This is a genomic window from Streptomyces sp. NBC_00335, from assembly GCF_036127095.1.
Taxonomy (GTDB): Bacteria; Actinomycetota; Actinomycetes; order Streptomycetales; family Streptomycetaceae; genus Streptomyces.
Genome location: NZ_CP108006.1, coordinates 7,880,094 through 7,906,205, shown reverse-complemented (window position 1 = coordinate 7,906,205; position 26,112 = coordinate 7,880,094). Strand labels below are relative to the sequence as shown.

General features: G+C 70.7%; 21 protein-coding genes. 11 read left to right on the top strand and 10 right to left on the bottom strand.

The window, feature by feature from the left end; all coding sequences use genetic code 11:
* Positions 1-37 precede the first annotated feature (37 nt).
* The 5 genes from OHA37_RS35785 to OHA37_RS35765 all read left to right on the top strand — a co-directional run bounded on the left by OHA37_RS35785 (position 38) and on the right by OHA37_RS35765 (position 6,458).
* Complete coding sequence (locus OHA37_RS35785; RefSeq protein WP_266911699.1) at positions 38-1,222, top strand: serine hydrolase domain-containing protein; 1,185 nt, start codon at positions 38-40, stop codon at positions 1,220-1,222.
* Complete coding sequence (locus OHA37_RS35780) at positions 1,204-2,436, top strand: alpha/beta hydrolase (RefSeq protein WP_266911697.1); 1,233 nt, start codon at positions 1,204-1,206, stop codon at positions 2,434-2,436. The genes OHA37_RS35785 and OHA37_RS35780 overlap by 19 nt, the downstream gene beginning before the upstream one ends.
* Positions 2,437-2,759: 323 nt before the next feature.
* Positions 2,760-5,123 (top strand): phosphoketolase family protein, encoded by a 2,364-nt coding sequence (locus OHA37_RS35775; RefSeq protein WP_266911695.1) that lies wholly within the window; start codon positions 2,760-2,762, stop codon positions 5,121-5,123.
* A 115-nt stretch (positions 5,124-5,238) separates the two neighbouring features.
* The gene (locus tag OHA37_RS35770) at positions 5,239-5,724 is read left to right on the top strand and encodes a Crp/Fnr family transcriptional regulator (RefSeq protein ID WP_266911693.1); all 486 of its coding nucleotides are present in this window, start codon (positions 5,239-5,241) and stop codon (positions 5,722-5,724) included.
* Between the two features lie 44 nt (positions 5,725-5,768).
* Positions 5,769-6,458 (top strand): response regulator, encoded by a 690-nt coding sequence (locus OHA37_RS35765; RefSeq protein ID WP_266911691.1) that lies wholly within the window; start codon positions 5,769-5,771, stop codon positions 6,456-6,458.
* 9 nt (positions 6,459-6,467) lie between these two features.
* Here the strand turns inward: OHA37_RS35765 and OHA37_RS35760 are convergent, their stop codons facing one another.
* The gene (locus OHA37_RS35760; protein ID WP_266911689.1) at positions 6,468-8,183 is read right to left on the bottom strand and encodes a sensor histidine kinase; all 1,716 of its coding nucleotides are present in this window, start codon (positions 8,181-8,183) and stop codon (positions 6,468-6,470) included.
* A 221-nt stretch (positions 8,184-8,404) separates the two neighbouring features.
* On the opposite strand from OHA37_RS35760, the gene OHA37_RS35755 reads away from it, so the two are divergent.
* Positions 8,405-9,031: a CBS domain-containing protein gene (locus OHA37_RS35755; protein ID WP_266911687.1), complete on the top strand. Its 627-nt coding sequence runs from the start codon at positions 8,405-8,407 to the stop codon at positions 9,029-9,031.
* 54 nt (positions 9,032-9,085) lie between these two features.
* On the opposite strand, the gene OHA37_RS35750 is transcribed toward OHA37_RS35755, so the two are convergent.
* Positions 9,086-10,204: a fatty acid desaturase family protein gene (locus OHA37_RS35750; RefSeq protein WP_266911685.1), complete on the bottom strand. Its 1,119-nt coding sequence runs from the start codon at positions 10,202-10,204 to the stop codon at positions 9,086-9,088.
* Between the two features lie 8 nt (positions 10,205-10,212).
* The gene (locus OHA37_RS35745) at positions 10,213-11,268 is read right to left on the bottom strand and encodes a ferredoxin reductase (RefSeq protein WP_266911683.1); all 1,056 of its coding nucleotides are present in this window, start codon (positions 11,266-11,268) and stop codon (positions 10,213-10,215) included.
* 87 nt (positions 11,269-11,355) lie between these two features.
* Here OHA37_RS35745 and OHA37_RS35740 point away from each other — a divergent pair, with 87 nt between their 5' ends.
* A complete protein-coding gene (locus OHA37_RS35740; protein WP_266911681.1) occupies positions 11,356-12,495 on the top strand; it encodes a PucR family transcriptional regulator in 1,140 nt (379 codons plus the stop codon).
* A 3-nt stretch (positions 12,496-12,498) separates the two neighbouring features.
* Here OHA37_RS35740 and OHA37_RS35735 read toward each other — a convergent pair whose 3' ends face one another.
* Both OHA37_RS35735 and OHA37_RS35730 read right to left on the bottom strand, forming a co-directional pair.
* Positions 12,499-13,722, bottom strand: coding sequence for a phospholipase D-like domain-containing protein (locus tag OHA37_RS35735; RefSeq protein WP_266911679.1), 1,224 nt, complete (start codon positions 13,720-13,722; stop codon positions 12,499-12,501).
* A gap of 222 nt (positions 13,723-13,944) precedes the next feature.
* Complete coding sequence (locus OHA37_RS35730) at positions 13,945-14,778, bottom strand: DUF1206 domain-containing protein (RefSeq protein WP_266911677.1); 834 nt, start codon at positions 14,776-14,778, stop codon at positions 13,945-13,947.
* 108 nt (positions 14,779-14,886) lie between these two features.
* On the opposite strand from OHA37_RS35730, the gene OHA37_RS35725 reads away from it, so the two are divergent.
* Positions 14,887-15,999 carry an AI-2E family transporter gene (locus tag OHA37_RS35725; protein WP_266911675.1) on the top strand — a complete coding sequence of 371 codons (1,113 nt, stop codon included), beginning with the start codon at positions 14,887-14,889 and terminating at the stop codon, positions 15,997-15,999.
* A gap of 154 nt (positions 16,000-16,153) precedes the next feature.
* Here OHA37_RS35725 and OHA37_RS35720 read toward each other — a convergent pair whose 3' ends face one another.
* The 3 genes from OHA37_RS35720 to OHA37_RS35710 all read right to left on the bottom strand — a co-directional run bounded on the left by OHA37_RS35720 (position 16,154) and on the right by OHA37_RS35710 (position 21,477).
* Positions 16,154-19,054, bottom strand: a complete 2,901-nt coding sequence (locus OHA37_RS35720; protein ID WP_266911673.1) for an ATP-binding protein — start codon at positions 19,052-19,054, stop codon at positions 16,154-16,156.
* 69 nt (positions 19,055-19,123) lie between these two features.
* Positions 19,124-20,527, bottom strand: coding sequence for a cytochrome P450 (locus OHA37_RS35715; protein WP_266911671.1), 1,404 nt, complete (start codon positions 20,525-20,527; stop codon positions 19,124-19,126).
* A gap of 14 nt (positions 20,528-20,541) precedes the next feature.
* Entirely contained in the window at positions 20,542-21,477 is a 936-nt protein-coding gene (locus tag OHA37_RS35710; protein WP_266911669.1) for a terpene synthase family protein, read from the bottom strand.
* Positions 21,478-22,013: 536 nt separating this feature from the next.
* Here OHA37_RS35710 and OHA37_RS35705 point away from each other — a divergent pair.
* Positions 22,014-22,496: a hypothetical protein gene (locus tag OHA37_RS35705; protein WP_266911667.1), complete on the top strand. Its 483-nt coding sequence runs from the start codon at positions 22,014-22,016 to the stop codon at positions 22,494-22,496.
* A gap of 155 nt (positions 22,497-22,651) precedes the next feature.
* On the top strand, positions 22,652-24,445 hold the full coding sequence (locus OHA37_RS35700) for a cellulase family glycosylhydrolase (protein ID WP_266913378.1): 1,794 nt from the start codon (positions 22,652-22,654) through the stop codon (positions 24,443-24,445).
* A gap of 313 nt (positions 24,446-24,758) precedes the next feature.
* Here OHA37_RS35700 and OHA37_RS35695 read toward each other — a convergent pair whose 3' ends face one another.
* Both OHA37_RS35695 and OHA37_RS35690 read right to left on the bottom strand, forming a co-directional pair.
* On the bottom strand, positions 24,759-25,085 hold the full coding sequence (locus tag OHA37_RS35695) for a GNAT family N-acetyltransferase (protein ID WP_266911663.1): 327 nt from the start codon (positions 25,083-25,085) through the stop codon (positions 24,759-24,761).
* Entirely contained in the window at positions 25,082-25,579 is a 498-nt protein-coding gene (locus OHA37_RS35690) for a hypothetical protein (RefSeq protein WP_328694613.1), read from the bottom strand. The genes OHA37_RS35695 and OHA37_RS35690 overlap by 4 nt, the downstream gene beginning before the upstream one ends.
* 354 nt (positions 25,580-25,933) lie before the next feature.
* Between OHA37_RS35690 and OHA37_RS35685 the strand changes: the two genes are divergently transcribed.
* Positions 25,934-26,107, top strand: coding sequence for a hypothetical protein (locus OHA37_RS35685; RefSeq protein WP_266911659.1), 174 nt, complete (start codon positions 25,934-25,936; stop codon positions 26,105-26,107).
* Positions 26,108-26,112 lie beyond the last annotated feature (5 nt).

The following is a 26,112-nucleotide window of genomic DNA, read 5'->3' as shown; positions in this document are numbered from 1 at the left end:
TTCCGGCAGACGATTCCCTCCACGAGGAGCAGGTCCGATGAAGTTGAAGCTGACCGCATTACGGTTCTCACTCGTCCTCGGTGTGGCCGGTGCGCTCCTGGCGGTGCCCACAGCCGCACAGGCACAGGCACAGGCACAGACGCCGTCACAGACCCAAGCCCAGACCCCGGCCCAGGCCACCGCGGACCACTCCGCCACCCTCGCGGCCCTGAACGAGCTCAAGGCGGGCGGCGGTCCCGGGGCGGGCGTGTACGCGGGGACCCGCGACGCCTCGTGGAGCCTCTCCACCGGCACGGCCACCATCAACACCAACGATCCGATCGGCCCGGACGAGTACTACCGCATCGGAAGCCAGTCGAAGACCTTCACCGCCGTCGCCGTACTGAAGCTCACGGAGGCGAACGGGATCGGCCTCGACGACCCCATCGAGCAGCACCTGCCCGGTGTGGTCTCCGTCAACGGCTACGACGGGAACCGGATCACCATCCGGCACCTCCTCCAGCACACCAGCGGCATACCGGTGAACGGCCTCCCGCTCGCGCAGGCCCGACCGGACGGCTCGTACACGCTCGCGGCCCTGGTGAAGGACGGGCTGCGCTTCGCCCCGGCCTCCCAGCCGGGCGCCGCCTTCCAGTACTCGAACACCAACTACGAGATCCTCGGCATGCTGGTCGAGAAGATCACCGGGCTGCCCCTGCACCAGGCCGTCACCCAGCAGGTGATCCAGCCGCTCGGCCTGGCCCACACCCGCTTCCCCGCCCCCACGGACCGCGCAGTGCCGAGCCCGGCGATCCACGGCTACCGGGGTACCCGGATCGGCTCGTTCTTCTTCTGGCTGGACGGGACGGCGTTCGAACCGTCCACCTTCTATGCCTCGGGCGCCGTCATCTCCACACTGCAGGACATGACCACCTTCTTCCGGGCGATCGTCGACGGCACTGCGCTCTCGCCCGCGAACCTCGCCGAGATGGAGAAGGCCTTCGAGCTCGGGCAGCCTGGCTCGGGGAACGGCTACGGCCTCGGGATGCTGAAGTTCGCCCTGCCCTGCGGCGGCACGGCCTGGGGACACGACGGAGCCGTCCCCGGCTACTACTCGCAGACGCTCGTGACCGAGGACGGACGGCACGCCTCCGTCGTGACCAACGCGCATCTCGTCACGAACATCCCGGGCGCGCAGATGTACAAGACCCTGACCAGCGCCCTGTGCGAGACGCCGTCCTGACCCTGACCCTGCCCCCGACCCTAACCCTGGACCTGACCCCGACCCCGGCCATGGCCCTGCCCCTGACCCGCGACAAGACCAGCCTCACAGAAGAGAGAACCTCTGTGCGATCCCTGCTCACCGGCGCGACCGGCTTCCGCGCCGCGCTACGGGCCACCGCGCTGACCGCCGCCGCCGTGGCGACGGTCGCGGCGACCGCCCTCACCGGCTCCGCGGCCCACGCCGCCGGCTTCGCCGACGCCCCCACGATCCCGGCCTTCACCGACGGGCAGGGTCTGACCCAGGTCGCCGGAGCCACCGAGGTGCGCTCCGAGACCGACTTCACCCTCACCGTCACCACGCCGCAGCTCTCCGGCCGGCACAAGGTACGGGTCTTCCTGCCGAGCGGCTACTCCACCGAGCCGGGCAAGCGCTGGCCGGTGACGTACTTCCTGCACGGCGGCAGCGGCACCGTGGACGACGCCGCCGCGGCCCCGGCCCTGCGGGACGACCGGACGATCACCGTCGTACCGGACGGCGGCCTGAAGGGCTGGTACGCGAACTGGCACATGCAGAACACCGCCGAGGGCGCCGCCAACTGGGAGACCTTCCACCTCCAGCAGGTGGTCCCCTTCATCGACGCCAACCTGCGGACCCTGCCCGACCGCAGCCACCGTGCGGTCGTCGGCCTGTCCATGGGCGGCTTCGGGGCCCTGCACTACGCCCAGGCCCGCCCCGACCTGTTCGGGCACGTCGCCTCCCTGTCCGGGGGCATCGACTTCGGCCTGTGGGAGGTCCGTGCCGCGGTGCTGGCCACGGAGCTCAACCTGACCGGCGCCTGGTGCGCCTCCACCACCTCGGGCACCGGCGATTGCACCGGGTACGGGCCGGTGGTGGACAGCGACGCGATCTTCGGCTCGCCGTACGCGATCTTCAACGACCGGATCTGGAACGAGGTCAACCCCGCCTCGCTCGCCAACCTGGGCAAGCTCGCCAACACCGGGGTCACCCTCTACACCGGAAACCAGGGTCTGATCGACGGCAAGACGGCGGTCGCCTCCACCAACGTCGCGAACCGCCTGAACCAGCTGGGCATCCCGAACCGCTTCGTCAACTACGGCAACGGCAGCTCCCTGTCACCCACTTGCAAGGGCGACCACACCTACGGCTGCTGGGCCCCGGCCCTCGCCGACTACATCCCCCGCCTCGCGAACGAGTTCGCCCAGGCTGGCTGAAGCACTCCGCCCCACCCCACCCCACCGGGCCCGCACCAGCGGGTCCGGTGGGGTGTCGTTCCTCCCCCGATCAGACGACGGCGGGATGGTGCCGCGCCCCGGCCTCGGTGCCCTGCACCTGTCCGCCTCCTCGGGACGAGCACCCTGACACGGCCCTGTTCTCGCATCGCCCACGCTCCCCGCCCGGCCCAGAGCGCAGAAGGGGCCGACCGGCCCCCATTCGGGGACCGGTCCTGCCCTTCCCGCCCCCGGCCCCGTAAGAGCACGGTTCACACATCGGCTCAAACGGCGTACGACCCGGACTGCGGTGAGAGGGAACACTCATGACGACCACGTACCGGATCGCGGAGCTGGACGCGCACTGGCGTGCCGCGAACTATCTGGCCGTCGGCCAGATCTACCTCATGGACAACCCGCTGCTCGCCGAGCCGTTGCGGCCGGAGCACATCAAGCCGCGGCTCCTCGGCCACTGGGGCACCGCGCCCGGCCTGAACCTCGTCCACACCCACCTGAGCCGGGTGATCAAGGAGCGTTCGCTTGAGGTCCTGTGCGTCTGGGGGCCCGGCCACGGCGGTGCGGCCGTCCTCGCCAACTCCTGGCTGGAGGGCACGTACACCGAGACCTACCCGGACATCGGCCGCGACGCGGACGGTATGCGCAAGCTGTTCCGCCAGTTCTCCTTCCCGGGCGGCGTGCCGAGTCACGTCGCGCCCGAGACACCGGGCTCCCTCCACGAGGGTGGCGAACTGGGCTATTCGCTGGCCCACGCGTACGGTGCCGCCTTCGACCATCCCGGCCTGTTGGTGGCCTGCGTCATCGGCGACGGCGAGGCCGAGACCGGGCCGCTGGCCGCCTCCTGGCACTCCAACAAGTTCCTGGACCCGGTCCACGACGGAGCCGTCCTGCCGATCCTCCACCTCAACGGCTACAAGATCGCCAACCCGTCGGTGCTGGCACGGATCCCCGAGGCCGAGCTCGACACGCTCTTGCGCGGCTACGGGCACGACCCCCTCTACGTCTCCGGCAGCGACCCGGCCCTCATCCATCGAGCCATGGCCGGCGCACTGGACCAGGCCGTCGACCGCATCCACGCGATCCAGCGGGAAGCACGGGCCGCAGGCACCGATCCGCGCGGCGGGCGCGCGAACTGGCCGGTGATCGTCCTCCGGACACCCAAGGGCTGGACGGGGCCCGCGACCGTCGACGGCCGACCCGTCGAGGGGACTTGGCGCGCGCACCAAGTGCCACTGGCGGGGGTCCGTGAGAACCCCGAACACCTGCGGCAGCTGGAAAGCTGGATGCGCTCGTACCGGCCCGAGGAGCTCTTCCGCACCGATGGCCGTCCGGTCTCCTCCGTACTGGCCTGCGTCCCCGAGGGTGAGCGCCGTCCGGGGGCGAGCCCGTACGCGAACGGCGGGCGGCTGCTGCGCTCGCTCCCCCTGCCCGAGCTCGACGCGTGGGCCGTGCCCGTCGAGAAGCCGGGGAGCACCCTGCACGAGCCGACCCGCGTCCTGGGCCGCTATCTCGCGCAGGTCATGAGCAGCACGGCGGGGCGGCGGGACTTCCGGGTCGTCGGGCCGGACGAGACGGCGAGCAACCGCCTCGACGACCTGTACCAGGTGACGGGCAAGGCCTGGCAGGGCCTGACGGAACCCACCGACCGGCACCTCTCCCGGGACGGCCGGGTCATGGAGATCCTTTCCGAGCACGTGTGCCAGGGCTGGCTGGAGGGGTACCTCCTCACCGGCCGGCACGGCCTGTTCTCCACGTACGAGGCCTTCGCCCCCATCGTCGACTCCATGGTCGGCCAGCACATCAAATGGCTGAAGAGCTCGCGCGAGCTGAGCTGGCGCGCGCCCATCGCCTCCCTCAACTACCTGCTCACCTCGCACGTCTGGCGCCAGGACAGCAACGGCTTCTCCCACCAGGACCCCGGATTCGTCGACCACGTCCTCAACAAGAGCCCTGAAGTCGTACGCGTCTACTTCCCGCCGGATGCCAACACCTTGCTCGTCGTGGCCGATCATGCGCTGCGCAGCCGTGACCGGGTCAACGTGATCGTCGCGGGCAAGCAGCCCTGCTTCGACTGGCTGTCGATCGGGGCGGCCCGCGAGCACGTGGCTCGCGGCGCCGGCGTCTGGGAGTGGGCGGGGACCGACGACGGCTCCCGCGAGCCCGACGTCGTGCTCGGCTGTGCCGGGGACGTGCCCACCATGGAGGTCCTGGCCGCCTCGGCCCTGCTCCGCGAGCACCTCCCCTCGCTGGCCGTCCGCGTCGTCAACGTCGTCGACATCGCCCGGCTGATGCCCCACGAGGAACACCCGCACGGCATGACCGACACCGAGTACAACTCCCTCTTCACCACCGACAAGCCGGTGGTCTTCGCGTACCACGGCTACCCGTGGCTGATCCACCGCCTCGCCTACCGCCGGACCGGCCACGCCCACCTGCACGTCCGCGGCTACAAGGAGTCCGGGACCACGACCACCCCCTTCGACATGGTCGTGCGCAACGACCTCGACCGGTACCGGCTCGTCATGGACGTCATCGACCGCGTCCCCGGCCTCGCCGGCCGCGCCGAGGGCCTGCGCCAGGCCATGGTCGACCAGCGCATCCGCCACCACGGCTGGATCCGCGAGCACGGAACCGACCTGCCGGAAGTCGCCGACTGGTCCTGGCCCCACTGATCGCCCCGCCCGGGTGGGACGGGTGGGCCGCCCGGGTCGCAGAGGGTACCGATCGGCCCTTCCCGGGTCGTCGCCACCGGCGGAGAGTGGAGGCGGACCCGAACGGAGAACCGCCATGAGCACCACTTCCTCTCACCGGCTCACCTCCTCCCCCAGCCGCTTCGACCACGCCTTCTCCCCGGACCAGCGCGACGGCCTGCTGGCCCTCGCCCACGAGGCGGACTTCCCCGCCGGCGCGCGCATGTTCGACCAGGGCGGGCACACCGGCCACTTCTGGGTCGTCCGGTCGGGGAACGTCGGCATGGACGTGCACGTACCCGGCCGGCAGGCCGCGGTGGTCGAGACGGTCGGTCCGGGCGAGCTCGTCGGCTGGTCCTGGCTGTTCCGCCCCTACACCTGGCACTTCGGCGCCGAGGCCATGACGCCGGTCCGTACCGACGAGTTCGACGCCGCCGCCGTGCGCGAGCTGATGGACGGCGACCCCGCGCTCGCCTCCGCGATGTGGCAATGGGTGGGCCAGGTGCTCGCCCACCGGCTCGTATCCGCCCTCATCCGGCTCCTCGACCTTTACGCACCCCACGGCAGCGGAAGCCGCATCTGAGACAATCGACCCGAGACGTATCCCGACCCGAGGGTGTGGCGTGGATGTCCGATGGACCAGCTCCCGCCCCGGCGCCCATCCGGGTGTTCCTCCTCGACGACCACGAGGTAGTCCGGCGCGGCTTGCACGATCTGCTGGACTCCGAGCCGGACATCGAGGTGGTGGGCGAAGCGGCGACGGTTGCCCAGGCCCTGGCCCGGGGCCCCGCGCTCAGGCCCGACGTGGCCGTGCTCGACGTCCGGCTGCCCGACGGCGACGGCATCAGCGTCTGTCGCGAGCTGCGCTCGCGCATGCCGGATCTCGCCTGCCTCATGCTGACGTCCTTCGACGACGAGGACGCCCTGCTCGACGCCATCATGGCCGGCGCCGCAGGGTACGTCCTGAAGCAGATCAAGGGCTCCGACCTGGTCACCGCCGTACGGACGGTGGCGACGGGCCAGTCGATGCTCGACCCGGCGACCACCGCGCGCCTGATGAGTTCGCTCCGGAACCCGACCGCCGGGAAACCGCCCGGGGACGAACGGCTGACGGTCCTCTCCGAGCGCGAGCGTGCCGTGCTGGAGCTCATCGGCGAGGGCCTCACCAATCGTCAGATCGGCAAAAGCCTCTTCCTGTCCGAGAAGACGGTCAAGAACCACATCTCCCGGCTCCTCGCCAAGCTGGGCGTCGAACGCCGCGTACAGGCCGCCGTCATCGCCGCCGAGGTGCGCGAGCACGACGAGACCGGCCGCTGAGGCCCGCAGTCACTGGGCCCGTCTGATCGGGATCCGCCAGTCCAGACGCGTTCCGCCGCTGTTGGGGCGCGGCGAGACGGACAGTCCGCCCCCGTGAGCCTCGGCGCGTTCCGCGAGGTTGCGCAGACCGCTCCGACGGCCACCGTCCGTGACGCCCACGCCGTCGTCGCTCACCGTCACGGCCAGTACGCCTTCCGCCAGGACGATCCCGACTTCCGCCCGCGCCGCCCTGGCGTGCCGGGCCACGTTGGTCAGGGCCTCCCCCAACACGGCCACCACGTCGTCGGCGACCGGGCCCGGCACATCGGTGTCGATCAGCCCCTCCATGCGCAGCGCGGGCACGAACCCGAGCACCGCCGCCGCCTCGCCCACGGCCCGCACCGCGCGGACCCGGAGCCTCGGGGCGCTGCCCGCCGCCTCGTGGTCACGGAGTCCGAAGATGGTCGTACGGATGATCTTGATGGTCTCGTCCAGGTCGTCGATCGACCGGCTGAGCCGCTCGGACGCCTCGGGGTGTTCGACGAAGCGCTGCGCGCTCTGCAAGGTCATCCCGGTCGCGAAGAGCCGCTGGATCGCCAGGTCGTGCAGGTCGCGGGCGATCCGGTCGCGGTCCGCGAGCAGGCTCACCTGCTCGGTGTCCCGGCGCCGGTCGGCCAGCTCGAGCGCCAGGGCCGCCTGCCCGGCGAAGCCGGGCAGGGGCGCGACCTCGGCCGCGGCGAACGCCCGCCGGCCGGTACGCCGCGCCAGCATCAGTACCCCGCGCAGCTTCGCCCTGGTGCCCACCGCGACGGCTGCCGCCGGTCCGAAGCCCGTCCAGACGTCCGGCTGCGCCGCGATCCGGGCGTCGGTGGCCACATCGGCCAGGGTGACCAGTCCGTCCCGCGCCGGGACGACCGCGGCCAGGATCCCCTCGCCGCCGGGCAGCACGATCCCGCGGTGCGCTTCGGCCCCCTCCCCCAAGGCCAGGGAGCCGCGCAGCTCGCCGCCGGGCCCCACCTGGTAGAAGACGCACATCTCGGCCGAGATGATGTCGCGGGCCCGCTCCAGCATGCCCTCCAGCACCTCGATCTCGGAGGAGCCCGACAGGAGGGCGCTCGTGAAATCGGAACTGGCCGCCAACCAGCGCTCCCGGAGCCGGACTTCCTCGTACAGGCGGGCGTTGTCCACGGCGACGCCGGCGGCGACCGCGAGGGTGGACAAGACCTCTTCGTCGTCCGCGTCGAAGGCCTTCCCGCCCCGCTTCTCCGTCAGGTAGAGGTTGCCGAACACCTCGTCCCGGACCCGGATCGGTACGCCGAGGAAGGAGCGCATCGGTGGGTGGTGCTCCGGGAAACCGGCGGAGGCCGGATGCTGCGAAAGGTCTCGCAGGCGCAGCGGCCGGGGGTGCCTGACCAGCTCGCCCAGCAGTCCGTGTCCGGTGGGAAGGGATCCGATCCGCGCCCGGAGCCGGTCGCCGATGCCCACCGGGATGAACTCCGCGAGCTTCTCGTCGTCCCCCACCACCCCCAGCGCGCCGTACTCCGCGTCCACGAGAACGACCGCGGCCTCCACGATCCCGCGCAGCACCTGGGCCAGGTCCAGCTCCTGCCCCAGCGACATGACCGCCTCCAGCAGCCCCTTCAGCCGGTCACGGGTACCCCGCGCGTCGGTGATCTCCGCCTGGAGGGCGTCCAGCCTCGGCTGCGGAATCCGGCTCGCCGACGCATCTCGATCGTCCCCGACCATGGACACCTCCGGCGGCGAGGGGCTCTGCGCACCCGCCCGGACTTCAGCGTAGTCCCCTGGCCGCCAAGCACCGCCTCGGCGACCGCACAGCGCCGGGGTCTGGTCAGTCCTGACACAGGACCCGTTCGGCCCTCGCACCGCGGGCGTACGCGGCGGATGGTGGCTGGTGAGGGCGCTCCGCACGGCGTGCTCACTGGCCGAAGGCGACAGGAGGGCCACAGATGAAGCACGCCAAGGTCGGCTTCCTGATGACCGACGAGGTCGTCTCCGTCCTCGGGGGTACTCAGTGCGCGGACGTGGCCGCGCTGCTCGTCGAACACGACATCGGCGGCGTGCCGGTCGTGGACGCGGACGAACGCGTCCTCGGCGTCATTTCGCGGTCCGACCTGCTCACCCAGGACCGTCTCACCGCCCAGGACCTGATGACCGCGCCGGCCGTCACGGTCCACGCCGAGCAGACGGTCACCGAGGCCGCCCGCCTCATCACCCGACGGGGCGTGACGCGACTGCCGGTCATCGACGATGAGGACCGTCTGGTCGGCATCGTGACCCGGCGGGACCTCCTGCGTGTGTTCCTGCGCCCGGACCGCGAGATACGCCGGGTGCTGGTCGAGGAGGTGCTGACGGACACGATGGGCATCGACGCCGACGCCGTGCGCGTGCGCGTGGTGGACGGGGTCGTCACCCTGGACGGCCGACTGCCCATGAGCGGCCAGATCCCCGTCGCGCTCCGTCTCGCCGGACAGTTGGACGGCGTGGTCGCGGTCATCGACCGGCTCACGGCCCGCTCCACGGACTCCCGCACTCGCATTCCACCGGACCGCGGCACCGGAGACGCACCCCTCTGATCCAGGATGAGGATGCGGACCGTTCGGCCCCGCCCACCGAACCCGTACCGGGAATCAGGCCGCGACGAGCTCCCGCTCGCGGTCCGGCGTCTTGACCTTGGGCTTCTTGTTCGGCAGCGACAGCCGGAAGACCTTGTGCCACGCGGAGAACACCTGCTTGGGCAGCGGCCCGGTGACGTACTCCAGCTCGTACTTGTCGAACAGTGCGCGCACCTTCACCGCGACCTCGGCGTACCGGTTGCTCGGCAGGTCCGGGAACAGGTGGTGCTCGATCTGGTGCGACAGGTTGCCGGTCATGAAGTGCATGGCCTTGCTGCCGCTGATGTTCGCCGAACCCATCATCTGGCGCAGGTACCACTGGCCGCGCGTCTCGCCCTTGATCGACCGGCGCTCGAAGACCTGCACGCCCTCGGGGAAGTGCCCGCACATGATCACCGAGTGGGTCCAGATGTTGCGGACCAGGTTCGCGGTGAACGTGGCGGCGAGCGTGGGGAGGAACGACGGGCCCGACAGCAGCGGGTGGATCACGTAGTCCTTGAGCACCTGCTTGCGGATCTTGCGGCCCACGGCCTTGGCCCGCGCGCGGAACTCCGGGTTCTTGCGGCGGCGCTTGCTCAGGTTCCTGCCGAGCTCCAGGTCGTACGCCGCGATGCCGTACTCGAAGAAGCAGGCGTTGAGGAAGTTCCACAGCGGCTGGCCGAGGTGGAACGGGTGCCACCGCTGGTCCTCGTCGACGCGCATGATGCCGTAGCCGAGGTCGTTGTCCTTGCCGATCACGTTGGTGTAGGTGTGGTGCAGCTCGTTGTGCGAGTGCTTCCACTGCTCGGACGGCGAGACGTGATCCCACTCCCAGGTGGTGGAGTGGATCTTCGGGTCCCGCATCCAGTCCCACTGGCCGTGCAGGATGTTGTGGCCGATCTCCATGTTGTCCATGATCTTCGCCACGGACAGGCCGGCGGTGCCGATCAGCCACGCGGGCGGGAAGATCGAGAACAGCAGCACGCCCCTGCTGACCAGCTCGAGCTTGCGCTGCGCCGAGATGACCTTGCGGATGTAGGCGGCGTCCTTCTCGCCGCGGCCGGCGATCACCTCGTCGCGGATCGCGTCGAGCTCGCGGCCGAGCTCCTCGATCTGCTCCGCGGTCAGGTGGGCGGTGGGGTCGGTTGCGGTCAAGGGTGGTCCTACCGTTCGATGTCGCAGGGGCCCGCCGCGGCGGACACACAGGTCTGGATGAGGACGCCCGGCTCGGCCTCGGTGATCTCGCCGGTGCGCAGGTCGCGGACGGCGCCCGCCTTGAGCGGCGTGACGCAGCCGAAGCAGATGCCCATGCGGCACCCGGAGGGCATGAGAACGCCGGCCTCCTCGCCGATGTCCAGCAACGGCGTGGCGCCGTCCGCGTCGACGGTCTTGCCGGTGGCGCTGAAGGTGACCTCGCCGCCGTCGCCGGTGACGACGATGCCGGGCCGGAAGCGTTCGGTGTGCAGGCGCTCTCGTACGCCGTGCGCGGCCCAGTGCTCTTCGGCGGCGTCGAGCAGGCCCGCGGGTCCGCAAGCCCAGGTCTCGCGCTCGGCCCAGTCGGGCACGAGTTCGTCGAGACGGGCGATGTCGAGCATGCCGTCCGTGTCGGTGTGCACCTCGGTGAGCCGCAGCTTCTTGTCCGCGACCAGGTCGTGCAGCTCGCTGCGGAAGATCACGTCGTGCGGCTGCGGCGCGCAGTGGACCATGACGGCGTCGTCGAACTCGATGTCGCGCAGCATGCCCATCACGGGCGTGATGCCGCTGCCGGCCGTCAGGTACAGGACCTTGGCGGGCTTGACCTGGGGCAGCACGAAGTCACCGGTCGGCTGGTCGAGCTGGATCAGCGTGCCCGGTTTCGCCGTGCGGACCAGGTGGTTGCTGACCTTGCCGTCCGGGATCGCCTTCACGGTGATCGTGACGCGGCCGTCCTGGCGGTTGGTCGGCGAGGTGAGGGAGTAGGCACGCCACAGGCGCACCCCGTCGACGTCGACCCCGATCCGCACGTACTGACCGGCCGTGTGGCCGCGCCAGCCCCGTCCCGGCCTGATCACGATGGTCGCGGCGTCATCCGTCTCGGGGTGCACGGCCTCGATGCGCCCACGCAGGTCGGCGCCCGCACGCAGCGGGCTGACCAGGTCGAGGTAGTCCGACGGCAGCAGCGGCGTCGTGACCATCTCCAGCAGTTTCCACGCCCTGCTGCGAAGGGCTGTACTCGTCATGGCCCCAGCTTGGTATGCCTCAGGGGGTAAAGTCCTGACCGCAGGACGTAAATCTGGTCGGCTGAATTGTTCGCAGGGAACAAAAACGTGAGTCATGCAATCCGGAGGGCCAGCGAGCTGACCCTGGACGAGACGACGGTCACCGCATTGCGGGCCGCGCTGAAGACCACCGCCGACGAGGTCGTCCAGGCGATCATCGACGAGGTCCATCCCTACGCCAACGCCCTTTCGGGCCGCATGGGCGCCACCATCCGCCGATCCGTCCGCACCGCCCTGGGGCACTACCTGGACCTCGCGAGCGGGAACGCCACGGGCGGCGACGGCGGTGACGCAGCCTACGAGCTGGGCCGCGGCGAGGTGCGCGACGGCCGTTCGATGGACGCCCTGCTCAGCGCCTACCGCGTAGGTGCCCGCGTGGCCTGGCGATGCCTGGCAGCGGGTGCCGTACCCGCAGGTCTGCCGGCCGCCGAGGTCGCCAAGTTCGCCGAGCTGACCTTCGCCTACATCGACGAGCTCTCCGCCGCGAGCGCAGCGGGCCACGCCGACGAACTGGCCGCCCGGGGCAGGGCCCACGAACGCCACCTGGAACACCTGGCCCGCGACCTCCTCGCCGACGCCGGCCCGGACGTACTGCTCGCCTCCGTTCAACGGGCCGGATGGCAGCCTCCGGTTTCCCTGACCGCGGTCCTGCTGCCCGCCGCCCAGGCCCGCCCCGCCTACCGCGCGCTCGACCCGAGCACCCTCGTCCTCGATGATCTGCCGGACGACACCGGTGTACTGCTCGTCCCCGATGCCGACCGACCACATCTCTTGCGGCAGCTGACCGAACGCACCGCCGTGGTCGGCCCGGCCCGGCCCTGGACTCGTGCGTCCGCCTCGTACGCACGCGCCGTACGCGCGCGCTCCCTCTCCCCTGATATCCGCGATACCGAGGACCACCTGCCCGAGCTGGTGCTGAGCGCCGACGCGGACGCGTTCGCGGACCTGCGCGCCCGATCCCTCGCACCGTTGCGGACCCTGCCCGTCGCGACCGCACGGCGGCTGGAGGAGACGTTGCGGGCGTGGCTGCTGCACCAGGGCAGGCGGGACGAGGTGGCGGCGGCGTTGTTCGTCCATCCCCAGACGGTCCGGTACCGGATGTCGCAGCTGCGGGAGCTGTTTCCGGATCTCGCATCGCCGCAGCGGGTCCTCGAACTGACCCTGGCGGTCGGTCTTCGGGTCACCTGACGCTCACAGGAAGCGGCGCACCGGCTGCACGGCGAGTTCCCGGGCTCGCTGGAGGGCGGAGCGTCGCTTCCAGCGCCCTTCCCGGATCAACTCGCTCACGGCCAGGTCCTCGTCGAAGTGTCCGTCGAGGACGCCGGTGACCTGCTCGTCGAGCACCGCGAGCATGACCTCCTCGTCGTGATCGAGGGAGCGGCGGTTGAAGTTGGTGGACCCGATCAGTGCGGCGACGCGGTCGACGGTGATGACCTTCGCGTGCATCATCGTCGGCTGGTACTGGTAGATCTTCACTCCGCAGGCGATGAGCTCCGCGTAGTGGTGCTGGCCGGCGAGCTGGCAGACTCGTTTGTCGGTGTGCGGGCCCGGGAGCAGGATCTCCACCTCGACCCCGCGCCGGGCGGTGGCGCAGAGCAGCTCGACGAAGTACGCGTCCGGTGAGAAGTAGGCGGTGGCCAGGCGGAAGCGCTCCTCGGCGGACTCCAGCATGACGCGCATCAGCGTCTGCATGTCCTGCCAGCCGAAGCTGGCCGAGCCGCGCACGACCTGGACGATCGCGTCACCCTGTGGGCGGTGGTCGACGAACCGGTCCCGGTCGTCGAAGAGTTCGTCGTGGCACTCGGCCCAGTTCTGCGCGAACGCGGCGGCGATCCCGTCGACGGCGGGTCCGCGGACCTCGACGTGCGTGTCGCGCCATTCATGCGTGTCGCGCGCGTTCCCGCACCACTCCTCCGCGATCCCGACCCCGCCGGTGAACGCGGTCTCCTCGTCGATGACGAGGACCTTTCTGTGACAGCGGTGGTTCTGCTTGAGCGGTGAGAGGTACAGCGGCTTGCGGAACCACGCCACCTGCACGCCGGCCCGCTCCATGTCGTCCAGCAGCTCCCTTTCGATCAGACGGCTACCGAAGCCGTCGAGGAGCAGCCGCACCCGCACTCCGGCGCGGGCCCGCTCGGCGAGTGCCCGGGCGAAGTCGCGGGCGATTTCGCCCCTCCAGTACACGAACGTCATCATGTCCACCGTGTACCGGGCACCGCGGATGCCGCGGAGCATCGCCGCGAAGATCTCGTCCCCGTTGCGCAAGGGGGTGAGCGCGTTGCCCTCGGTGGCCGCGATCCCTATCAGCCGTTCCAGGCGCCGCCGCAGCCGCGCCACCCGCACCTCTGCCGACGGCGCCCCCGGCGACCGGGTAGTGCTCGCGACCGGACCGGCCGACTCTTTCGTACGGGACATCGGATCTCCTGGACTTAACGCGAGGGGGAACATGGCGGGCGGGAATGTCAGCGCGGTGGACGCAAGGACGGTCGGCCCGACTGCCTTCGCGTTCGGGCCGGTTGGCATACGTGTGTCCCGTGCCGCCGGTTCCATGCGCCCGCGGCCCGCTCGGTCGCGCGGCGGGAGGTACCGGATCAGCGGGTGTCGCCGAAGTCCTGCGTCCCGTACGGGCAGGCAGGCTCAGACCCGGCGCCAACAGGCCATGGCCCAGGAGAACAACCCGAACAGCACGAGCCCGACGGCGACCACCACGAGCAGCCACGGGCCCGCGGGGGTCTGGGTGAACGCACGCAGGGTGTCGTCGACCCCCTTCGCCTTCGCCGGGTCGTAGCTCACGGCGGCGTGCACGGCGAAGGCGCCGGCCGCGGCGAAGACGGCGCCGCGCGCCACACCGCCCACCACCCCGAGGACCTCGACCGCCGTACGGACCCCCTCGGGCTGTCGTTCCATCGCCAGGTGCTTGCGGAAGGTGCGCCGCGCCGCCTGTACGGCGATCACGACACCGCCGATGGCGATCCCCGCGCCCGCTGCCGCCACCCACCACGGACCACCGGGCACATCCAGCACCCGGGCCGTCACATCGCGCGACTGCTCGTCGCCGGACTGGCCGCCCCCGCCGGTACCGGCGGCGAAGGAGAGCACGGAGAACGCGACGACCCCGTAGAACACGGCCCGGGCCGCCGCGGCCAGCCGCTTGCCGGGCTTGTCCCCGTCGGGGCCGGCCGCACCCAGGGCCGCCTCCGAAAGCCGCCACAGCGTCATGCAGACCAGCCCGATGCCGACGGCCCATACGAGGACACCGCCGAAGGGCTTGTCCGCGAGCTCCTGCAGTGCGCCCGTCCGGTCCGCTGACCCGCCGCCGTTCACACCGAAGGCGACGCGCACCGCGAGTACGCCGATGAGCACGTAGAGCAGCCCACGCGTCCCCAGGCCGCACCGGGCCAGCACCCCCCGTGCCTTGCCGCCGCTCGAAGCGGTCTCCACACCCTCGCGTACCGCTCCGCCAGCCGTCATGCCCCGCGAGTACCCCGCATTCCCCGCTCCATGCCCTGCCCATCGGGGCCGGGGCCGGCGGCGTGGGGCGTGGGGCGTTGGGTGTTGGGTGTTCCATAGGGTGAGCCCATGTCTGACACGCTGAGTTCGAGAAAGACGGCGTCCGCGCTACGAGCGTCCGCACGGGTCTGTGCCCAGTTGCTGCTGGTCCTCGTGATGGCTGCCGTGACGTTGTGGCTCCTGGGCCGGATGTGGTCGGTGCTCTGGCCGCTGGTCGTGGCCCTGCTGCTCACCACGCTGACGTGGCCCCTGGTCGCCTTCCTGCGCCGGCGCGGGTGGCCTCCGGCCGTGGCCGCGTCCTTGGTGACCGTACTGTTCCTCGTGGTCGCCGCAGGTGTCGTGGCGCTGATCGCCGTGCCGGTGGCGTCGCAGGCCGGCGAGCTGGGCGACGGCGTGGTCAAGGGGATCCAGCAGCTGCGCGGGTGGGCTGCCGGGCCGCCGCTGAACATCGGCGACGCCCAGATCACGGCGGCGTTCGACACCGCGGTCGACCGCGTCCAGCACAGCATCGGCACCACGGTGTCCACGGTCGTCACCGGCGTGAGCACCATCTTCAGCGGCCTGGTCACCGCCGTCCTGGCCCTCTTCCTGATGTTCTTCTTCCTCAAGGACGGCCCGCGGTTCCTGCCGTGGCTCACCCGGCAACTCCCCGGCCGGCTCGCCACCGACGTCCCCGTGGTCGCCGAGCGCGGCTGGGAGACCCTCGGTTCGTTCGTTCGCTCGCAAGCGTTCGTCGGTCTGCTCGATGCCGTCTTCATCGGGCTGGGGCTGTGGATCGTCGGTGTTCCCCTGGTGTTGCCCCTGGCGGTGCTGACCTTCGTGTCCGCGTTCGTGCCGATCGTGGGCGCCCTGTTCGCCGGCCTGGTCGCGGTGCTCATCGCGCTGGTCTCGAACGGTCTGACGGACGCGCTGATCGTGCTGGTGATCATCGTCGTGGTGCAGCAGCTGGAGGGAAACGTCTTCCAGCCGATGATCCAGAGCCGCGGTCTCGGGCTCCACGCGGCGGTGGTCCTGCTGGCGGTGACCCTGGGAGGCAGTCTCGCCGGAGTGGTCGGCAGCCTGCTGGCGGTTCCCGCCGCGGCGCTGCTCGCGGTGGTGTGGAGGTACCTGCGCGAGCAGCTCGTCGAGCCGCCGGCCGGCCCGGAGACCGACCGTTCGACCCCGGCCGCCGCTCCCTCGTAGCGACCCGGGTGTACGGGTGTCGACCCCGTCGAGCACCCCGTCGTGCACGCCCGTCGTGCCAGGCGGTGATCACGGGATTCACGTGCAGACGGCCGCCGGTCCGCACCGGGGACACCGACGCCGGCCCGGGCTCCCCGCCGGGCCGGCCGTGCGATCAGGCTCCGAGCGCCCGGTGCAGTCCGAGCCGGTCGGTGCCCAGTTTCGTGAAGACCGCGGACAACAGCTCGGACACCGCTTGGGCGTTGGTGTGCATCGCCGCGGCGATCGCCCTGTTGTCCATCCCGTCCGAGGCGTGGCGGGCAGCCGTGAGCTCGGCGACGGTCAAGGTGTCCTGCTCGGAGGTGCGCAACCGGCGAGGCCGCAGACCTGCCGAGGCCAGCTGGGTCCTGGCCCGGCTCACGAGCCCTTCGGCGCCGCAGTCGGCGGCCACCTCCATGCCCCGGTAGGTCTGTTGGGCCGCCAGGTGCGGGGCGCCGATGGCGTGCAGGGCCATGCCGTGGTCGATGAGCGCGTGCGCGAGTTCGCAGGCGGCCGGAGACTGTTCGAGGTGCTCCACCGCCTCCTGCAGCAGGCCCGCCGCCTGGGACGGGTCCGTGGCCGCGGCCGCGACGCGCAGGGCGTGTCCGATCACGCTGGACGTCCCGAACGCGCGGGCCCGTGCGACCGCTTCGGCCGCCGTGGCCCGTGCCTGCTCGGGCGCGTGCGTTGCCTGCGCGAGCGCCAAGTCCAGCTGCCAGGGGCTCCACGAGGGATTGCGCGTTCCGCGCAGATCCAGGCGCCGGCCGGCTGCGGTGAGGTGGTGCTCCGCCTCCTCGATCCTGCCCTGGGCCAGGAGCAGTTTGCCCCACACGGCCTGCGGATCGGGATAGACCACGGCCTGCGGGAAGCCGTCGGCCAGCTTGTAGGCCTTGGCGATGCGCTGGGCCTCGGCGGTGTTCCCCCGGGCGAGCAGGGTCTCGATGAGGGTACCGATCGCGTACCACTGCGCCGGGATCCCGGTGCCGACGCGGTCGGCGATCTGCAGGCCGTTGCGTACGAAGTCCTCGGCCTCGGCGAGCTGCCCGCGCCGGTAGCGGACGTAGCCGAGCAGGGTGTAGACGAACGACAGGTGTGCGCCGCGCCAGCCCTTCCCCTCGAACTCGACGATCGCCGTGTTGAAGAGGTCCTCGGCCCGGCCGGGCTGGTCGCAGTACATGAGCGTGACCGCGAGGACGGCGGGCACCTCGAAACCGAAGTCCTGGTCGGTCCAGCTCATGCCCCCGTCGAGCGCCTGCTCCGCGTACTCCAGGGCGGTGGAGGCGGGCTCGCCGCGCATCGCGGCGTCCCAGGCCCGCAGACCGAGGATGTGCCGCTCGGGCAGACCCCGACCGGTGAGCCGCTTGGCGAACTGGGCGAGGAGCCGGGAACGAGCGGGCGAGTTCTCCTCGTCGAACCTGACAGCGTTCCATTTGAACTGCTCGGCCTGCATGCGCAGCCGCGTACGGGAGCTCGTGGCACGCCGGGCCTCGTCCGCGAGGAGCCCCGCCGCCAGACCCAGCTGACCCGTGTGGCCGAGTGCCTGGGCGAGCCGGTACGTGATCGCCTCGCGCAGGGCCTGGTCGGTCTTGGGCTCCTCCAGCGCGGCCCTGAGCTGGTTGATCGTCGTCGCGGGCTCGTGCAGGAGGTTGGCGGATCCGAGTTCGAACAGGACCTCGGCGCGGTCCTCCACCTCCGGGGGCTCGCGCAGGGCACGTGCCAGGTAGCGGCGCGCGGCATCAGGAGCACCCGCGGAGAAGCTCTCTCGCGCCGCCTGGCGCAGCTGCTGTACGACCCACGGGTCGCCCTCGGGGTGCATCTCCAGCAGGTGGCGGGCGGCGGCCGCGGAACCCTGCCCGTCGTCGATCACGGCCTGGGCGGCCATCCCGTGCATGCCCACGCGTACACCGGGCGGAATCGAGCGGTACACGGCGGTGGCGATGAGCGGGTGGAAGAACTCCACGACTTCCTTGCGCCGTACGCCCGTGAGGACGGTCAGGATGCGTGCGGCCCGCAGCCGGTCGATGGCTTCGGCGGCCTGCGCCTCACCGAGGGCGGCCACGCCGGCGACGATGCCGAGGGGGACCGCGGTGCCGAGCACGGCGGCGGCCCATGCGAGCCGGACGGTGGACGGGCCGAGCTGTTCGAGCCGGTCGATCAGGCCGCTGCCCTTGACCGCGGAAGCCAGGTCGCGCAGTTGGGGGATGTTGCCCTGGTACGGCTTCATCCCGCGGTCGCGGCCCTTCATGACCAGCTCGACCACCTCGAAGGGGTTTCCGCCGGTGATCGCCCAGCATTCGCGGCAGAACACGTTGTCCGCGTTCTCGCCGAGGGCGTCACGCACGATGCGCGCGACGGCGCTCGTGGTCAGGGGTGCCAGCTCGTGCGGGCGCGCCCCCTGGCGTCCCATGAGGGCGCGCAGCGCGCCGGCGTCGGCGGGGATCTCGTCGGGCCGGCAGGCCACCAAGATCAGCATGGCCAGTTCCTCGGCGCGCGCCGCGAAGGAGGTGAGCCAGCTCAGGGACTCCGCGTCCGCCCAGTGCGCGTCGTCGACGATCAGCACGACGGGGGCGTTGCGTACCGCCAGGTGCGTGACCACCCAGTCGAGTCCGTCGCGCACGCCCTGCGGGTCGGGCCCCGTCGGCCCCTTCGGGGCGGCGGTCAGCCCGAGCGCGGGGGCGATGATGCCGTACCAGTTGCCGAGCGCGTCGCGCCGTTCGTCCTCGCTCATGGCGGCGAGGGCCGGCTGGATGAGCTGGCGCATCACGTGGAACGGAACCTGCCGCTCCTGCTCGCCGCCGCGCGCGAAGAGCACGGTGCAGGAGCGGTCGGCGGCGTGGCGGCGGGCCTCGTTCAGCAGGGTGGTCTTTCCTATGCCGGCCGACCCGGCGAAGGTCAGAACACCGCCGCTGCGGTTGGCCGGGCCGTTGCCCGAGATGCCGCAGAGTACGTCCACCGCGCGCTGGATCGCGCGGACTTCCGCCTCCCGCTCCAGCAGGGGCTGAGTGTTCCAGCTTCTCGGTTCCGTGACCTGCGACATCCTTTGCCCCCTCTAGCACGTGCGGCAGAGTGTACGGGCCGGAGGAGGAGTTGATGTTGTTTCAGCACACTATTGCGGTATCTCCTCACTCGTATGAGAAGAGTGTTGTATCTTCCGCGCCACGGGAATCATCGGCAGTTCGCTGGGCTGCGGGATCCCTGCGGGAAGCTCGCGCACGGTGATGCCCGGGGCGGGCTTCAGGTGCCATCGCGAGGCGACGGTCGCCACCGCGGTCAGGATCTCCGCCACCGCGAAGGAATCGCCGATGCACTTGTGCTGGCCGGCCCCGAACGGAACGTAACTGTGAGTACGGGACCGCTCCTTCGCCCCCTTCTGCCAGCGGTCCGGGTCGAAGACGCCGGGGTCGGGGAAAAGCACGGGGTCCCGGTGCAACGCGTACGGGCTGTAGGCCAGTTCCGCGCCGGCCGGGATCGAGATTCCGCCGAGGGTGAGGGGGGCCAGGGCCCTGCGGGTGAAGAGCAAGGGGGAATGCAGGCGCAGGGCCTCCTGGAAGACGTCGTGCGTGTACGTCAGCGCGGGTATGTCTTCGGGACGCACGGGCCTGGACCCCACCACCGAGTCGACTTCGGCGTGGATGCGCGCCTCCACCTCGGGGTGCCGGCCGATCTCGTGGAAGATCCAGGACAGGGTGGTCGCGGAGGTCTCGGTGCCGGCGAGCATGATGGCGATGACCTCGTCCCGCACCTGCTCGGCATCCATCGTCGAGCCGGTCTCGGAGTCCACGCCCGCCATCAGCAAGGAGAGCAGGTCGTGGCGGTCACCCCGCTCGGCCGGCTCCTCGGCGCGGTACTGCTCGATCACCTCGTCGATGGTCCGGCGCAGCCGGGCGGCCGCGCCGTCGAACCGCCGGTTGTACGGAATGGGCAGCCGGTCCAGCGACTTGGGCATGACCGCCCGCACGAGCATGCCCTCCAGGACGATGGGCAGCGAGCGGTGCACCTCGTCGACGGCGGGCCGGCTCAGTTCCCCCGAGAAGATCATCTCGGCGACCGAAGACATCGCGTAGCCGCGCGCCTCCGTGACCATGGAGATCTCACGGCCGGCCGTCCACGACGCGGACATCGCCTCCGCCCGCCGGCACATCACCTCGGCGTACTCGGCGATGTGGTTGCGGTGGAAGGCGGGTTGCATCATCCGGCGCTGCTTGCGATGAAAATCGCCGTCGGTGGTCACGATCCCGTTGCCGAACACCGGGCGGAGCCTGTCGAAGATCCTGCCCCGGCCGAACTGCTGCGCCTGCTGGACCAGTACGGAGTGGACGTGCTCCGGGCTCGTCAGGACGTGGACGGGCCAGGTGCCGATGTCGAGCCGTACGATGTCGCCGTGTTCCCGGAGCGACTCCAGGAACGCGATCGGCCGGCGCCACAGTTGCAGTGCGTGGCCCAAGAGCGGTAACCGCCCTGGGGCGACCGGAGCATGGACCTCGGGACCGGAATGCGCTTCAGTTGCCATGAACTGACTTTCCGTCACGCCGCGGAGACAAGATCCGGGCGGGTGTACGCAGACTCCAGTCCGGCCGCGAACCGTTCGTCGCTGTACCGCGTGCACTCGTAACGCTGCCACAGATCGGCGCCGATCATCCAGTCCTCGTAACTGCGCACGCAGCGGGAGACGGCGTCAACCAGCGACGGTTCCGTCCCGGGGAGCGCGTTGACGGCCTGAATCAGACGTTGTTCTTCGGTCAGATACTGCTCGATGCGCTCCTGAATGCGTCCCTCGACCGCCTGGACGGCGTCAGGGAGGGAGCACCTCTCCCAAAAGGAGACGAGGGAGACGAGGTTGTTGGTGTCCCCACAGGCGTGCTCCTTCGGCAGGGAGAACACGTCGTTGCCCCACGAGATGACGTCGAGCACGCTCGCGGCGAGGGCTTGGAACTCGGGGAGGTCGTGGACGTTCTGGGGGAGGTCGATCCCGAGCCCGGCCTCCACCATGTCCATCATCGGAAGGATCTGGGAGCTGTGGCGGCGCATGAGGACGTACTCCTGGACCCCCGGGCGCTGCGCGGCGGCGCGGTTGCCCGCCTCTTGGTCCAAGGAGTGCAGCATGAGGGGGACATGGGTGCGGTACCGGGCCGCGGTCCCCTCGGACATGCCGGCCAGGATCCGGTCGCACAGGTCGACGAATCCCGTCACCAACGGATTTCGGCCCGCTGCCGACGTCTCGATCCGCCCCGTTCGCAGATAGCCGGTGATCGCGTCGGTGACGGGCCGCCAGGCCGCGACCTCTCCCGCCCTGATGAGGTGGTCGTGCTGGTCGTCCAGGACGAACGACCAGGCCATCCACTCGGCGAGCAAGAGGACCCGCTCGTAGGGGACGTCACCGCTCACCCGGCCGGCCAGGTGGCCCACGCCGATGCCCGAGAACTGCTCGGCTGCCGCGGTCACGAGCTCGTGCTGCAACACCCACGAGGTCGCCTCGGCGTTCGCCCGGGCGGCCCCGGGATGCTTGGAGTTTCCGAACGGAAGGTGGAACTCGGGGACGGAAAAAGAACTGAGCTGGGCCATTGATCCCCCACGGAAGAATCGGATGCGTCAATACCCGCTCACTACACGACCACGCTGTACACCCGCGACCCAAACACCCCTCTACTGCGACATCGCCACGGCCACACCAGGTGACGGGTGGAATGAACCGGTCACGGAGTGGCCTGATCCAGCCTACCTGCGACCACATCAGGCCACCTGTGAACTCATTTACCCTCAAGGCGCAGCACGCTGTCAACGTTGGGAGAGTGAACGCGGGTAATCCATCCCGGAATTGCCGAAATCGCATTCCTTTTGAATGTGCAATTGGCATAGTCGATTGCGTTCGGGGCGCCTGGGCAGGGACGCCGCGCAGAAGGCTGCCGGGGCCGGCCGGGTGGCCGAAGAGCGCCGTCGGAGCGCGGGCCCCTGCCTACACTGCACAGGGCAGCGGCCGTTGGGGGAAGGGCGGAAGCATGACCGAGAACCATCCGCCGGACCCTGGAGGACCTGGAGCGCAGGAGGATCCCGGTGGGTCGGAAGGCGGCCGGGAGGCCGACGTCCTCGGCGCCCATCTGGAGTTCTTACGGACGCGGTTGGGCGGGGAGCGGTTCGAGGCACTCGTCCGAGCCGTCCAGACCACTTGCACGCTCCTGGCCGAGGAACAGCAGGTCCTCCTGGGAGGGCCGCAGGAGGGCGAGCTCACCCCCGACCTCCGGGGAGAGTACCTGTCCCTCATGGCAGTGATGATCACTGGACACCTCGACCACCACCTGGTCGAGTTCAGAACCTTCGACGGCGGCAGGGGCTGGGCGGTCGTGGAGAACGTCCGCACCCGTAACCGACACCCCGGCGGTCCCCCCGGCGGTCCCCCCGCCGCTCGCGACGCGGCGCGACACGCGTGGATCGACGGCCGCCCCGACGGCATCGCCCGCACGACCGACTCCCCATCTCCCTGACGGGACCCCCGGAGGCCTCCAGCGCGGTCAGCGCGCCCAAGTGATTGACGGTTCATCAGATACCAATGACAGTACGGCCCATGATGACCCAGGCGAAGCGTCAGCCGTACGGCTCCGGCCGACGGGCGTGGGGTGCGGCACTCGCCGTCCTCGCCATGTCCTCTCTGTACGCGGGAGCCCCGGCGCACGCCGCCGGGTCCGTCCCGTACGACGCACGGGCGGCCGAAGTGACCGTCAGCGGAACGCACTTCGTCGACGGCTACGGGCGCGAGGTGGTCCTGCGCGGGTTCAACGTCTCCGGCGAGACCAAGCTGGCCGAGAACGGCGGGCTGCCCTTCGCGAGCGTCGAGGACGCACGGAAGTCGGCACGGGCCCTGCGCGAGCTGGGCGGAGCGAACTCCGTCCGCTTCCTCCTGTCGTGGGCAGCGGCCGAGCCGGCCCGGGGGCAGGTCGACGAGGTCTACCTGAGCCGGGCGACGGCGCAGATGCGGGAGTTCCTGGCCGTCGGGCTGCGCGTGTACCCCGATTTCCACCAGGACCTCTTCTCGCGGTACGTCTTCGACAAGGACAGCTGGTACTCGGGCGACGGCGCACCGCGCTGGGTGGTCCAGGCGGGCGGCTACCCGAGGGAGTTCTGCGGGATCTGCGCCCACTGGGGCCAGAACATCACCCAGAACCAGACGGTCAAGAGCGCCATGCGCGACTTCTGGATCAACCGGAACGGCATCCAGGACGCCTTCCTAGACACCGCCCAGGCGACCATGACGTACCTCGCGGCTCATCTCGACGCCACGGAGTTCGCCGCGGTCGCCGGGTTCGACCCGTACAACGAGCCCTACGCGGGGCAGTACGCGAGCGGCGAGGACGGCGCCGCTTGGGAGCAGGGACGCCTCTGGCCGTTCTACGAGAAGTTTCGGGCGCGCATGGACGCGGCGGGCTGGCAGGGCAAACCCGCCCTCGTCGAGCCGAACATGTTCTGGAACTCCAACCTCGCCTTCATGAAGCAGACCGGTGGCCTCGGCGGCGTCGGAACCCTGGGGCCGCGGTACGTGTTCAACACGCACTTCTACGACCAGGCGCGGATGTCCGGCTTCTTCAACCTGTCCAAGGCCAAGGACGGCGCGTACACCGCGGACTTCAACTCCGTGCGCAACAAGTCCACCGCTCTCGATTCCCCGGCCATCGTCAGCGAGTTCGGCCATCCACTGACCGGCACCTCGTCCGACAAGGCCCCGTCCGTGGGCAAGGGCCAGTACCAGGCGCTCGACAGCGGACTCGGCGGCCGTGCCTGGTGGCAGAACCCGGCCGCGGCCGGACCCGTCCTGTCCGCGAACCAGTGGCAGTGGGACATCTACAGCGGCCGCCACCACGAGGCGATGAACGACAACCCGGGCAAGATCCGGACCACGGGCGACGCCTGGAACGACGAGGACCTGTCCGCCGTACGCCTCGACGACAGCGGCACCCCGGTGCTGCGTCAGGACGCGCGACTCCTGGACCGGCTGTACCCGACCGCGGTCGCCGGCCACACGCTCGCCTTCCTCTACGAGGACCGCTCGCGCGACGCCGGTACCACTGTCACCTGGAGCCAGATACCCGCCGGCATGCCGGAGTTGGCGCGCTTGACCGGCTCCGAGCTGCCGTACGGAGTACTGGTGTGGCGCGGCGGGAACGCGAGCGCGCCGACGGAACTGCACCTGCCCGCCGGCTTCGATCCCGCCACGACCACGGTCGTCTCGGACCTCGGCACGGTCACCGGCCCCGGAACCACCGGAGCCATCGCCATCGCCCCCGAGCCCGGCGGCACGAACGCCCGCCGCATCCTCCTGTCCGGCGCCGCCGAAGGCCTGCACTTCGCGCTGATCAGCGCGGCCCCGGCGACGGCCGGGCAGCGTACGGCCGTACAGCAGGAACTCGGCCGATGGGCGGCAGCGGCCGGCCTCGGATAGCCCGGGGTCACACGGTGGGGAGCGGGTTCCGGTGGTGGCGCTCGGCGCCGTCCCGGGCCGCCTCACGGACCGCCGTGCAGGCGTACGCGACCATGTCGGAGAGGCTGACGGCGTAGCCGTTCAAGGCCGCCTTGTACGTCTGCTGCACCGTGCCGCGGGAGCCGTATGCGGGGGCGGTCCCGGAGCACTCCCCTGTCCGATGAGGCAGCCCGACTCCCCTGAGGCAGCCCGACGAGCGGTCTCGGGGCGGACGCCGGCCCCGGCTTGGGGGGACGGCATCCGCCACAACGAATCGGGGCCCCGGGCCCCGGGCTCAGTCGTGCCCGGGGCCGGCGAGCCGGGCGAGGCGGGCCAGGTGTTCCGCCTGCTCGGGGCGGCGGGCCTTGAGGTAGGCGTACTGGCGCCGGGGGGTGCAGCCGCGGGAGAGTTTCACGCGGTCGGATCCCGTGGAGTAGTGGAGGTGGGATATCCCTTCGGCGAGCGCGATGCGCAGGAGCTCGTAGTAGACCAGCCCGAAGTAGACCGGGAGCTTCCCCTGCGCCTCGTAGTCGAAGCCCGCCTGCCGTGCGTACATCTCGCCGCCGTGCGTGAAGGTGAGGACGAAACCGATCAGCGCACCGTCGCGGTGGGCGGTGGTCACCCGGGCCGCACTTCGTCGTCCTCGTCGACGTAGAGAAAGGAGACCGACTCCATCCCCGTCGCCCATGCCTGCCGTTCCGCCGCCTCGACGACCGCCTCCACCGCTTCGCGCTGCCGGCGCGGGCCGAGCCCTGCGGCCACGCCTGCCTTGGTGTGGGAGGGGTTGCGGCCGCCACAGGCCAGGGCCGGCATCAATCCCGCCGCCCACAGGGCGTCGTCCCCGGTGGCCTGCCGGTACAGGAAGTCGACCACCGTGCCAGGACTGCAGAAGACGTAGGGGGTGTCCTGTTCCAGCTGGTAGGCGGGCAGGGCGCCGACCCATTCGGGTCCGTCGGCTGCGGTGAAGTAGTACGGCGCGGTGGCGGCCGTGGCCTGCGCGTGGCGGAGCCACGGGCTCGCCGAGTAGAAGCCGCGCGGTCCGAACAGCGCGTCCCAGCGCTCCGTACCGAGGTCGTCGAGGCGGGAGAGGTGGGCGAGGTCCCGGTGTGTGGTCACCTCCAGCAGCGCCGGTCCGTCGGCCCCGCGCGCCGCGCTCAGGAGGCAGCACCGAGGTGGTCGCACGGAAACGGAAAGGGGCAGACCCTGGTCCGGGCCTGCCCCCCGTAACACCGCGGTGTGCTGGTCAGTCCTTGAAGACGTCCTTGATCTTCTCCTTGGCCTGGCGGGCGTCGCCCTTGGCCTGAGTCTTCTCGTCACCGGACATGGTCATCACTCCAAGCAGTAGGAAGCGTTCCGCCACGGCGTATGCCCCGCCTCCCCCACCCAAACATCACCCAGCGTGTTTAGTTGTCCGGGATTCGGTAACACCAAGTAGCTACAGGCAGTCAGAAGCCGACGGAAGGCAGGAACATGACCCTCATCACCTTGATCATCATCGGCGCGGCCTTCGCGGTCATCGCCCTCCTCGCCCTGGCCCCCAGCGTCCCCGCACGACGCAACCCCTTCCCCGGCCGGCGGCGCCGGGGGCCGGCAGCCCATCGCCGTACCCGGACCCCTCGGCTGAACCACGTACCCCACCAGTAGCAGCT

Coding starts and splice junctions, on each gene's coding strand:
- OHA37_RS35785 (WP_266911699.1), top strand. CDS start 38: ATGAAGTTGAAGCTGACCGCATTACGGTTCTCACTCGTCCTCGGTGTG.
- OHA37_RS35775 (WP_266911695.1), top strand. CDS start 2,760: ATGACGACCACGTACCGGATCGCGGAGCTGGACGCGCACTGGCGTGCC.
- OHA37_RS35770 (WP_266911693.1), top strand. CDS start 5,239: ATGAGCACCACTTCCTCTCACCGGCTCACCTCCTCCCCCAGCCGCTTC.
- OHA37_RS35765 (WP_266911691.1), top strand. CDS start 5,769: ATGTCCGATGGACCAGCTCCCGCCCCGGCGCCCATCCGGGTGTTCCTC.
- OHA37_RS35760 (WP_266911689.1), bottom strand. CDS start 8,183: ATGGTCGGGGACGATCGAGATGCGTCGGCGAGCCGGATTCCGCAGCCG.
- OHA37_RS35755 (WP_266911687.1), top strand. CDS start 8,405: ATGAAGCACGCCAAGGTCGGCTTCCTGATGACCGACGAGGTCGTCTCC.
- OHA37_RS35745 (WP_266911683.1), bottom strand. CDS start 11,268: ATGACGAGTACAGCCCTTCGCAGCAGGGCGTGGAAACTGCTGGAGATG.
- OHA37_RS35735 (WP_266911679.1), bottom strand. CDS start 13,722: ATGTCCCGTACGAAAGAGTCGGCCGGTCCGGTCGCGAGCACTACCCGG.
- OHA37_RS35730 (WP_266911677.1), bottom strand. CDS start 14,778: ATGACGGCTGGCGGAGCGGTACGCGAGGGTGTGGAGACCGCTTCGAGC.
- OHA37_RS35725 (WP_266911675.1), top strand. CDS start 14,887: ATGTCTGACACGCTGAGTTCGAGAAAGACGGCGTCCGCGCTACGAGCG.
- OHA37_RS35720 (WP_266911673.1), bottom strand. CDS start 19,054: ATGTCGCAGGTCACGGAACCGAGAAGCTGGAACACTCAGCCCCTGCTG.
- OHA37_RS35715 (WP_266911671.1), bottom strand. CDS start 20,527: ATGGCAACTGAAGCGCATTCCGGTCCCGAGGTCCATGCTCCGGTCGCC.
- OHA37_RS35705 (WP_266911667.1), top strand. CDS start 22,014: ATGACCGAGAACCATCCGCCGGACCCTGGAGGACCTGGAGCGCAGGAG.
- OHA37_RS35700 (WP_266913378.1), top strand. CDS start 22,652: ATGTCCTCTCTGTACGCGGGAGCCCCGGCGCACGCCGCCGGGTCCGTC.
- OHA37_RS35685 (WP_266911659.1), top strand. CDS start 25,934: ATGACCCTCATCACCTTGATCATCATCGGCGCGGCCTTCGCGGTCATC.